The organism is Streptomyces nanshensis (assembly GCF_001751255.1).
GTDB lineage: Bacteria > Actinomycetota > Actinomycetes > Streptomycetales > Streptomycetaceae > Streptomyces > Streptomyces nanshensis_A.
Genome location: NZ_LJGW01000118.1, coordinates 1 through 10,396 on the forward strand (window position 1 = coordinate 1; position 10,396 = coordinate 10,396).

At 74.0% G+C, this 10,396-nt stretch carries 9 protein-coding genes and 1 pseudogene; 6 read left to right on the plus strand and 4 right to left on the minus strand.

Going from position 1 to position 10,396, the window contains the following annotated elements; genetic code table 11:
- The first annotated feature begins 243 nt into the window (after positions 1 to 243).
- Positions 244 to 1,017 carry a bestrophin-like domain gene (locus AN218_RS06860; RefSeq protein WP_070015868.1) on the plus strand — a complete coding sequence of 258 codons (774 nt, stop codon included), beginning with the start codon at positions 244 to 246 and terminating at the stop codon, positions 1,015 to 1,017.
- Positions 1,018 to 1,058: 41 nt separating this feature from the next.
- On the plus strand, positions 1,059 to 2,561 hold the full coding sequence (locus tag AN218_RS06865) for an acyl-CoA synthetase (protein ID WP_070015869.1): 1,503 nt from the start codon (positions 1,059 to 1,061) through the stop codon (positions 2,559 to 2,561).
- Positions 2,562 to 2,619: 58 nt separating this feature from the next.
- Here the strand turns inward: AN218_RS06865 and AN218_RS06870 are convergent, their stop codons facing one another.
- The gene (locus AN218_RS06870; protein WP_070015870.1) at positions 2,620 to 3,630 is read right to left on the minus strand and encodes an acetylxylan esterase; all 1,011 of its coding nucleotides are present in this window, start codon (positions 3,628 to 3,630) and stop codon (positions 2,620 to 2,622) included.
- Between the two features lie 220 nt (positions 3,631 to 3,850).
- Here AN218_RS06870 and AN218_RS06875 point away from each other — a divergent pair, with 220 nt between their 5' ends.
- Positions 3,851 to 5,281 (plus strand): lipase maturation factor family protein, encoded by a 1,431-nt coding sequence (locus AN218_RS06875; protein WP_070015874.1) that lies wholly within the window; start codon positions 3,851 to 3,853, stop codon positions 5,279 to 5,281.
- Between the two features lie 72 nt (positions 5,282 to 5,353).
- A complete protein-coding gene (locus AN218_RS06880; protein ID WP_420855941.1) occupies positions 5,354 to 6,865 on the plus strand; it encodes a hypothetical protein in 1,512 nt (503 codons plus the stop codon).
- On the opposite strand, the gene AN218_RS06885 is transcribed toward AN218_RS06880, so the two are convergent.
- From AN218_RS06885 to AN218_RS06895, 3 genes are all read right to left on the minus strand, one after another.
- The gene (locus AN218_RS06885) at positions 6,852 to 7,595 is read right to left on the minus strand and encodes a methyltransferase domain-containing protein (RefSeq protein ID WP_070015871.1); all 744 of its coding nucleotides are present in this window, start codon (positions 7,593 to 7,595) and stop codon (positions 6,852 to 6,854) included. The two genes, AN218_RS06880 and AN218_RS06885, sit on opposite strands and share 14 nt — an antisense overlap.
- Complete coding sequence (locus AN218_RS06890) at positions 7,592 to 8,215, minus strand: TIGR04282 family arsenosugar biosynthesis glycosyltransferase (RefSeq protein WP_070015875.1); 624 nt, start codon at positions 8,213 to 8,215, stop codon at positions 7,592 to 7,594. Before AN218_RS06890 ends, AN218_RS06885 begins: the two co-directional genes overlap by 4 nt.
- 164 nt (positions 8,216 to 8,379) lie before the next feature.
- A complete protein-coding gene (locus tag AN218_RS06895) occupies positions 8,380 to 9,054 on the minus strand; it encodes a glycosyltransferase family 2 protein (RefSeq protein ID WP_070015872.1) in 675 nt (224 codons plus the stop codon).
- A gap of 124 nt (positions 9,055 to 9,178) precedes the next feature.
- Here AN218_RS06895 and AN218_RS06900 point away from each other — a divergent pair, with 124 nt between their 5' ends.
- Both AN218_RS06900 and AN218_RS06905 read left to right on the plus strand, forming a co-directional pair.
- On the plus strand, positions 9,179 to 10,012 hold the full coding sequence (locus tag AN218_RS06900; protein ID WP_070015873.1) for a response regulator transcription factor: 834 nt from the start codon (positions 9,179 to 9,181) through the stop codon (positions 10,010 to 10,012).
- Positions 10,005 to 10,396 (plus strand): annotated as a pseudogene (locus AN218_RS06905) (two-component sensor histidine kinase); the annotation flags it as partial. The gene AN218_RS06900 and the pseudogene AN218_RS06905, both read left to right, overlap by 8 nt.

Genomic DNA, 10,396 nt, shown 5'->3' on the forward strand with positions numbered 1-10,396 from the left:
CCTGCTGCTGGTGGTGGCTCCCGCGGTGCTGGCCGCGGCGGCGCTGCGCTCACGCAGTGGCCGGTCCGGCGGCGGCTCCTCGCGGGCGGGCGGCCCGGGTTCGCCGCCCTCGTCCACGCCCTTCGCGAACTGACCCGCGCCCCCTGCTACTTCGGCCACTCCTGCCGGCCCACCGCACGCCGTTCGACCCGCCCGTCCCTCCGAGNGCGTCTCGACCGTCCCGCCGAACCAGGGAGTGCACACGTGCCCGAATGGCTGCTCCTCGTCCTCGCCACCCTCGTCGCCTGCGCCGTCGTGACGGGGGCCGTCGTGCTGCGTCAGCGGCGGACCGAGGGCGACGACCCGTCCGAAACCCCGGACGTCATCGAGTACATGACGATGATGACGGGCGTCGTGTACGCGATCGTGCTGGGCCTCGCCATCGCGGGCGTGTGGGAGGCGCGCAACGCCGCCGACGACGTCGTGAAGGAGGAGGCTCAGGCGCTGCACGAGGTTTACGAACGGGCACGCGTCGCACCGCCGGACCGGCGTGAGCGGATCCGCTCGGACGTGGCCGCCTTCGTACGCCACACCGTGCGGACCGAGTACCCGTATATGAAGGAGCACGGCGAACTCACCGCCCGCGGCGGGAGGTTGCTGGGCACGCTGCGCAAGGACGTCCTCGAGTGGGAACCGCGTACGCCGCGCGAGGAGCAGGCGTACGCGGCGATGGCCGACCGCGTCGCCGCCGCCGACGCCGCGCGTGTCGCACGGGCCGACAGCGCCGAGCCGACGCTGCCGGGCGTGGTCTGGTTCGGCCTGTACGCCGGTGCGGTCGTCTCCGTCGGGATGCTCTTCGCGCTCCAGATCCAGCGCTCCGCACGGGAGTTGGTGCTGGCGGCGCTGTTCACCGCGCTGATCGCGTTCCTGCTCTTCCTCGTACGCCACTTCGACGAGCCGTTCGCGCGGGGACTGACGGACCCGGCCGGTACGTTCACCTCGCTCTTCCCCCGCGCGGCCGGCGGCTCCGGCGGATGAGATGCTGACGGCGCCACGTCCGGGTCGTCGGAGGAGTACCGGTGTCACTGTTCCCCGCGCTGCACACCGAGTCGAGCGGTACGGCGCTGCGCTTCGGCGAGCGCAGCCTGAACTACGGTGAGCTGGCCGCCGCTGCGGGCCGTACGGCCGGCGGCATCGGCCACGCGGCCCGCGTCGCGGTGTGGGCGACCCCGACTCTGGAGACCGCCGTCGCCGTGGTCGGCGCACTGCTGGCCGGTGTGCCCGTGGTGCCGCTCAACCCGCGCAGCGGCGAACGCGAACTCGCGCACATCCTCGCCGACAGCGCGCCCTCGGCGGTGCTCGCCGAACCGGAGGCCGAACTCCCCGAGGCGCTGACGGGGATCCCGCGTCTCGACGTCGACGTCGCGGGTGACGCGGAGGAGGAGCCGGGTGGCACCGCGCCCGGCGGCTGGGTGCTCGCGACCGAACCCAACCCGGAATCCGCGGCGTTCATCGTCTACACCTCCGGCACCACCGGTCCGCCCAAGGGCGTCGTCCTCTCCCGACGGGCCGTCGCCAGCACGCTCGACGCGCTGGAGGACGCCTGGCAGTGGACCGCGGACGACGTCGTCGTGCACGCGCTGCCTCTCTTCCACGTACACGGTCTGATCCTCGGCGTCCTCGGGCCGCTGCGCCGCGGCGGATCGCTGCACCATCTCGGCAGGTTCTCCCCGGAAGGGGTGACGGGCGCGCTCACGGGCGGCGGCACGGTGCTCTTCGGGGTGCCGACGATGTACCACCGGCTCGCCGAGGCGCTGGGCTCCCAACCGGCCCTCGTCCAGGCGCTGTCGGGAGCGCGGCTGCTGGTCTCCGGTTCCGCTCCGCTGCCGCTGGAGGACCACCGGCGCATCACGGAGGCGACGGGCCGTCATGTCGTCGAGCGGTACGGGATGACGGAGACGCTGATGAACACCAGCGTGCGCGCCGACGGCGAACCGCGGCCCGGCACGGTCGGGGTGCCGCTGCGCGATGTGGACCTGCGCCTGGTCGACGACGCGGGTCAGCGCATCGAAGGCGGCACCGAGGCCGCGGAGGCGGTCGGCGAGGTGCAGGTGCGGGGCCCGAACCTCTTCACCGAATATCTCAACCGCCCGGATGCGACGGCCGCGGCCTTCGACGGCGGCTGGTTCCGTACCGGCGACATGGCGACCCGGGACGCGGACGGCTATGTACGGCTCGTGGGACGCAAGGCCACCGACCTCATCAAGAGCGGCGGCTACAAGATCGGCGCGGGCGAGATCGAGAACGTCCTCCTGACGCACCCGGGCGTCGCGGAGGCCGCCGTCACCGCCGGTCCCGACCCGGACCTGGGCGAACAGGTCGTCGCATGGATCGTGCCGGCCGACGCCGCGCACCCGCCGCAGCAGGAGGAGCTGGCCGAGTACGTCGCCGGTCAACTCGCCCCGCACAAGCGGCCCCGCACGGTCCACCTCCGCGCGTCCCTGCCGCGCAACGACATGGGCAAGATCCTCAAGCGCGAGCTGGCGCCGCAGGACGGGCAGGAGCCGCAGACGGCGGAGTGAGCCGCCCGGGCCCCGGTGGCCCGGTGACGTCTCGGGCGGCGTCTCGGTCGGCGCCGGCTCAGGAGTCCCGCGTACCGTCGTCGTCCGGTCCGAGTCCGTGTGCGGCCAGCCAGTCGAGCTGCCGGTGCGTCTGCGAGCCCCGGCCGCCGCCGTGGTCCCCGAACTGCCAGACGGCGACGTCCTTGTCGGCGTGGGCGTAGTGGTTGTACGCGGCGAAGCCGCTGGACGGCGGGCAGACGGGGTCCATCAGCGCGACGCTGAACAGCGCGGGCACCGAGGCCGCCCGCCGGGCGAAGTGCAGTCCGTCGAAGTGGGCGAGCGTGGCGAACACGCTCTCCGGGTCGTCCCGCACATGGACGCCGAGGTAGTGCGCGATCTCCGGATAGGGCCCGGCGGTGGCCAGTTCCACGCCCCGCCGGATGTGGCAGAGGAACGGCACGTCGACGAGCGCCGCCGCGACATGGTCCCCGGTGAGGGCGGCGGCGGCCAGCGCCATGCCGCCGCCCTGGCTGTGGCCGGTGACGACGACCCGCTCCGGGTCGACGGCGGGGTGGGCGCGTACGGCGTCCACGGCGCGCACCGCGTCGGTGATCAGCCGACGGTAGTAGTGGTGCCGGGGTCCGTCGATGCCGCGGGTCATGAAGCCGCCGACGTACTGCGGTCCGGGCGCCGGGTCCGGGTCGGGGGTGGCGTGGCCCTGGCCGCGGCTGTCGACGACGAGGTGGGCGTAACCCGCGGCGCTCCACAGCAGGTTGTCGGTGTGCAGGCCCCTGCCGCCGCTGTAGCCGATGTAGTTGACGACGACGGGCAGCGGCGCGGCGGCGTCGCGCGGCAGCAGCAGCCATGCCGCCACGGGCTGTCCGGCCCAGCCGGGGAAGCGGACGTCGTACACGTCCACGGTGCGCAGCGGGGAGTCGGTCACCCGCGGGAAGCGCGCCGGCGGTGCCGTGCCTGCGGCTTCGCGGGCCTCGCCGAGGGTCTCGGCCCAGAAGTCGTCGAAGCCGGGCGGCTCGGCGATCTCCGGGCGGTAGGAACGCAGTTGTTCCAGCGGCATGTCGGTCTGCGGCATGGTTCTCCTCGGCGTGCGCTCCGGTCGTCCCCGTGACCGGCCGGAAAGCCTCAGCATCGCACGGCTGTACGGACCCGCCCGGGCCGCCCGGCGACACCGCCGCTGCGTACGGACGGCCGGGGCGCGGGGCCCGATCCGGGCGGAGGCGCACCCTCCGGCGGCGCCGCCCGGCCGCGGCGGGCTCCGCTTGACGGGCGGCGAGGGTGGTATCCGTGCCCTCATGGACTGGTTCGCGGCATCCGACTACTGGCTGACCCGGCTCGTGCTCCAGCGGGCGCTGGCCGGTGTCTATCTGGTCGCCTTCGTCTCGGCGGCGCTGCAGTTCCGTGCGCTGCTCGGGGAGCACGGGCTGACGCCGGTGCCCCGCTTCGTGCGGCGCGTGCCCTTCCGCGCATCCCCGAGCCTCTTCCACTGGCGCTACTCCGACCGGCTCTTCGCCGGGGTGAGCTGGTGCGGTGCCGCGCTGGCGGCGGCGATCGCGGCGGGTGCCGCCGACGCCGTGCCGCTGGGGGCGGCGATGGCGATGTGGGCGCTGCTGTGGCTGGCGTATCTCTCGATCGTCAACGTGGGGCAGATCTGGTACAGCTTCGGCTGGGAGTCGCTGCTGCTGGAGGCGGGCTTCCTGGGAATCTTCCTCGGGAACGACGAGACGGCTCCGCCGGTGCTCGTGCTGTGGCTGCTGCGCTGGCTGGCCTTCCGGCTGGAGTTCGGTGCGGGGCTGATCAAGTGGCGAGGGGACCGCTGCTGGCGCGAGTTGACGTGCCTGGACTACCACCACGAGACACAGCCGATGCCGGGTCCGCTGAGCTGGTTCTTCCACCGGCTGCCGAAGCCGCTGCACCGTGTCGAGGTGGCGGCCAACCATGTGGCGCAGCTCGTGGTGCCGTTCGGGCTGCTGATGCCGCAGCCCGTCGCCACGTACGCCGCGGCCGTTGTCATCGTCACACAGTTGTGGCTGGTGCTGTCGGGCAACTTCTCGTGGCTGAACTGGCTGACGATCGTCATCGCCCTTGCCGCGGTGGACAGTTCGGCATTCTCCGGCCCGGCGCCCGCCTATCCGGCGGCGCCGCTGTGGTACGTGGTGCTGGTCTGCGCGGCTACGGCCACCGTGGTGGCGCTGAGCTACTGGCCCGTGCGGAACATGGTCAGCCGGGGCCAGCAGATGAACGCCTCCTTCAACTCCCTCCATCTGGTGAACACTTACGGTGCCTTCGGCAGCGTGACGCGCGTACGGCACGAGATCGTGATCGAGGGCACGGACGACGAGCAGCCCGGCGAGGAGACCGTCTGGCGGGAGTACGGGTTCCGGGGCAAGCCGGGCGATGTACGGCGCCTGCCGCGCCAGTTCGCCCCGTACCATCTGCGCCTGGACTGGCAGATGTGGTTCGCCGCCCTCTCCCCCGCGTACGCCGCGGGCTGGTTCGAGCCGTTCACGACCCGCCTGCTGGAGGGCGACCGTGCCACGCTGCGGCTGCTGCGGCACAACCCCTTCCCCGAGGAGCCGCCCCGGTACGTACGGGCGCTGCTGTACCGCTACCGCTTCACCACGCGCGAGGAGCGGCGCGCGACGGGCGACTGGTGGCAGCGCACGCTGGTACGGGAGTTCATGCCGCCGGTGCGGGGTCCGGGCGACGCGGAGCACAGCCGCTGATCGATCTGACGGGCCGGTGACGTCCCGTCCGTCCGGCCCTGACGACGCTGGTCAGCCGCCTACGGTGAGCGTGTGAGCACTTCGGCGGGCAGGCAGGGCACGGACGAGCACAGTAAGAACGGGCAGAGCAGGGACGAGCAGAGCAGAGACGAAGCGTCGTCTCACGGCGGCACCGCGGCAGGCCCGCCGGGCCGCTCCGCGCGCAGACGCCGTACACGCCTCGACGTCTGCGCCGTGGCAGCGGCGGCACTGCTGTTCACGGCCGCGGCGCTCGTCGGCCACGCCTACGACGACAGCGCGCAGACCCTGCGGCTGCGCTGGCCGCCCCTGTACGCGTACTGGATGCCGCACGCCGGGCCCGGCACCGTCGCGGCGCCCGTCGTCGCCGTCCTGGTGATCGTCTACGGGCCGCGTCTGGCCGCCTCCCTGTCCTGGCGGGCGCTGCTGTGCGCCGCGTGGGCCGGTGCCATGGCGTGGAGTTGGGCGCTGACGCTGGTCGACGGCTGGGAGCGCGGTGTGGCCACGCGGCTGACGACGGCGTACGAGTATCTGCGCTCCGTCGGCGACGTGCATGACGTCGGGGCGACGCTGCGCGGCTTCACGGGCCGCATCCTCATGGACGCCCCGGACAACTGGCCGCCGCACGTGGCCGGTCACCCCCCGGCGGCGCTGCTGACGTTCGTCGGGCTGGACCGAGTGGGGCTCGGCGGGGGCGTATGGGCGTCCGTCTTCGTGATCACCGCGGGGACGTCGGCGGTGGCCGCGGTGCTGATCGCGGTGCGGGCGCTGGCGTCCCAGGAGACCGCGCGCCGGTGCGCCCCCTACCTGGTGCTCGCGCCCTCCGCGGTGTGGGCGGGCGTCTCGGCGGACGGCTATTTCGCCGCGGTCGCCGCATGGGCGCTGGCGCTGCTGTCGCTCTCGGCGAGCCGGACCGTACGCGCACCGCGCTGCGCGGCGCTCGGCTCGGGCCTGCTGTTCGGGCTGACCTGCTATCTCTCGTACGGGCTGGTCCTCACGGGACTGCTGGCGCTGGCGGTGCTCGCGGCGGCCCGCACGGTGCGGCCCGTGCCGCTCGTACTGCTGGGCATGGCCCCATGGTTCGCCCTCTTCACGGCGGCCGGGTTCTGGTGGTTCGAGGGCTGGTCGACGCTGGTGGAGCGCTACTACCAGGGCGCGGCACGTGTGCGTCCGTACGGCTATTTCGTCTGGGCGAACCTCGCCGCGCAGACCGCCGTCGCGGGTCCCGCGGTGATCGCGTCGCTGCGCAGGGCCGCGGCGAGCGCGGGCGTACGGGAGTCGTGGCGGGGACGGAAGCGGGGGCGGGTACGGGACCGGGCGCCGGAAGCCCGACGGGAGCCGTGGCGCCGGGGGTTGCTGCTGCTCGTCGCGGGCGGCGTGTGCTGTGTGCTGGCCGCCGATCTGTCGGGGATGAGCAAGGGCGAGACGGAACGCATCTGGCTCCCGTTCACGCTGTGGCTGCTGCCGGCCGCCGCGCTGCTGCCGCGCGCGACGGTGCGCTGGTGGCTCGCCGCGCAGGCCGCGGTCGCGCTGACCGTCAACCACCTGCTGATCACGGGCTGGTGAGCAGCGCGGGCCGCTCCGGCCCACCGACTCCACCGGCCGTCGGTGCCGTCCGTGCCGTGCGCGGCAGACACCTGAGCGCCATGAACGGCCGGTCCGGGCGCTCCGCGCACCGCCACTCCTCCGTCACCCGCCATCCCGCGCCCTCCGCGCACTGCCGCAGCGCCGCACGGCCCAGCCGCGCCCAGGGGAACGCGGGGCTCTGGCCGCCCCCGCCCGAGCCGTCGTCCAGCCGTACCTCCGTACGCTCCTCGACCTCCGCGGGCGCCGCCTCGACGAGCAACACCCCGTCCGGGGCGAGGAGTTCGCTTATGCGCGTGAGCAACCTCGGCGGATCGCCGCCGATGCCGATGTTGCCGTCCAGCAGCAGCACGCTCTGCCAGCGGCCCTCGCCGGGCAGCGGTTCGAAGACGGACCGCTGCAACGCGGCGCCGCCCGCACGGCGCGTACGGGAGACCGCGACGGGTGAGGTGTCGACGCCGAGCGCCGGCAGGCCGAGTCCCGCGAGCGCGGCCACCAGCCGCCCGGGGCCGCAGCCGACGTCCAGGACGGCACCCGCGCAGCGCCGCAGAACGCTCATGTCGGCCTGGTCGGCGCCCGCGCACCAGCGTTCCACCTCCAGCGGCAGCAGCCAGCCGTCCGGGCGGCGCAGAAAGAGCGGGCCGCGCCCGGCGCGCAGCGCGTCGGCGTACGGGTCCCGCTCCGTACACCAGGGAAGGGCGGGGGCGCTCACCGTGACACCGCCCCTGCGGCACGGGCCAGTCGGCCGTGTACGGCGGCGAAGCGGCCCGAGGGGGCGAGCGCGGCGACCTCGGCGGCGTCGGCGGCGGTGTCCACGTCACGCAGCGTCGGCAACTCCCGTACGGCCAGGCCCGCTTCGACGAGACGCCGCCGCTGGCAGGCTCCGGTGTCGGGCCTGGACATCGGTACGCCCAGGACGAGTTCGGGCCGCGAGCGCGCCAGGCCCAGCGCCCAGAAGCCGCCGTCCGCGGCGGGTCCGAAGCAGGCAGCGTGCTCGTCCCGCTCGCCGAAGTCCGCGGCGGCGGCGAGGAGTTCGGGAGTGATCTGCGGGGTGTCCATGCCGATGAGCAGCGCGGGACCGTCGCACAGGGCGAAGGCGGCGGCGATCCGCTCGTCGAGTCCGCCGCCGCTCTGCGGGACGACCTCGAACCCGTCGGGCAGCCACGGCCCCGGCCGCCCGGCGAGCACCAGCAGGCGCCGGCGTACCCGCAGTCCGGCGACGGTCTCCAGGGTGTCGGCGAGTGCGGCCTCGGCGAGACGTGCGGCGTCCTCGGGACGGTAGGGCGGTGTCAGACGGGTCTTGACCCTGCCGGGCACGGGTTCCTTGGCGATGACGAGGACGGTGGTGGAGGCGGCGGCTCCGGACGGAACGCAACACGCTTCCGCGTCCGCTTCGGGTGCCGACTCCCGTGCTGGCAGCGGCAGTCGGGGCGGACCGGCGGCGCGGACGCCGGCGGGGCCACGGGCGTACGGGTCTTCTGCGGACGGACGGCCGCTCACCGGAGCACCGCCCGCATGTCGCGTACGGCGTGCCACGTACCGAGCCAGGTACCGGTCACCTTCGACTTGCCCTCGCGGGGCAGATAGTCGACCTCCGTCTCGGCGATGCGCCAGCCCGCGTCGGCGGCGCGCACCACCATCTGGAGCGGGTATCCGCTGCGCCTGTCGGTGAGTTGGAGGCCGAGCAGCGCCGTACGCCGTGCCGCGCGCAGCGGCCCCAGGTCGTGCAGCCGCACTCCGGTGCGGCGCCGCACCATGCGCGACAGGGCGCGGTTGCCGAGCCGTGCGTGGACGGGCCACGCCCCGTGGCGGGTGGGACGGCGGCGGGCCAGGACGAGGTCCGCCGTTCCCGTGCGGACGGGCTCGCTGACGCGGGGCAGCATGCCCGGGTCGAGGGTGGCGTCGCAGTCGCAGAAGGCGACGAACTCCGCCTCGGCCGCGAGCAGTCCCGCATGGCAGGCGGCTCCGAAACCGCGGCGCTCCTCCCGTACGACGGTGGCGCCGTGCCGCCGGGCGACGTCCGCGGAACCGTCGGTCGAGCCGTTGTCGACGACGATCGCGCGCCACCCGTCCGGGATCCGCGCCAGCACCCACGGGAGCGCGCCGGCCTCGTTGAGGCAGGGAAGCACCAGGTCCCCGTGCCAGGACTGCGAGTCGGTGGTGATCTGCATCTGCCTCACCCTACGAACTCAAGGCGGACATAACGGACCGACGTACCTTACGGAAGGCTGACATCGCCACCGGTGGACCGTCTCGCCCGGTCCGCCGCGCGCGACCGGGTGCCAGACTCCCCGTATGCGAACGCAGCCCTGTGCACCGGCCCGCCGGGTCCTGGTCGTGGACGACGATCCGACCGTCACGGAGGTGGTGGCCGGCTATCTCGACCGCTCCGGATTCGTCGTCGACCGCGCGGCCGACGGTATCGACGCCCTCGCCCGCGCCCAGGCGGCGCCGCCCGACCTCGTCGTGCTGGACCTGATGCTGCCGGGGCTCGACGGTCTCCAGGTGTGCCGGAAGCTGCGCGAACACGGACCCGTTCCGGTGGTGATGCTCACCGCGCGCGGCGACGAGGAGGACCGCATCCTCGGGCTCGAGGTCGGCGCCGACGACTACGTCACCAAGCCCTTCTCCCCGCGCGAACTGGTGCTGCGCGTCGAGTCGGTACTGCGGCGCGCGGGCGCGGCCCCGCCGGAGGGACCGCTGCTGACGGGCGGCGGCATCACGCTCGACCCCGCCGCGCGTGCCGCCTCGGACGCACGCGGGCCGCTCGCCCTGACCCTGCGCGAATTCGACCTGCTGGCGCACTTCCTGCGCCACCCCGGCCGGGCCTTCAGCCGGGAGGAACTGATGTCGGACGTGTGGGGCTGGGACTTCGGCGACCTGTCGACGGTGACCGTGCACGTACGGCGCCTGCGGCACAAGGTCGAGACCGACCCGGCGCGTCCACGGCTGATCACCACGGTGTGGGGCGTCGGCTACCGGTTCGACGACCGCGGAGGCGGGGCGAGTGGAGGCGACTCCGGCAACGGTGACGGGCGGGGCGTCAACGGCGGCGTAGGCGCGGGGAGTTACGAGGCTCCGGGTGACGACGGCGGAGCAGGCGGACAGGCTGGAGGACGCCATGCATGATCTGCTCCTCATCGCGCTCTACGCGGCCCTGGGCGCCGTGGCCGTCGGCCTGGCGGGACTGCTGGCGCTGCATGCGCTGCGCCGCCGGTCGGTGGCGGTGTCGCTCGCGGTGCTCACCGCGGTCGCCGTCGGCTCGGTGCTGGCGGGAACGCTGTCGGTGGCCTGGGCGATGCTGCTCAACCGGCACGACCTGGGCGTCGTCACCACGGTCTGTGCGATGGCGGGCGTGACGGCGACCGCCACCGCGCTGTTCCTCGGACGCTGGGTCATCGGCGGACACCGCGCGCTGGAGCAGGCGGCACGGGCCCTCGGCGGCGTCGGGGCGACGGTCGGCGTGGACGGCGGGAGCGGAGCGCGCCCGGCCGGAGGGCACGGCCCCGGGGA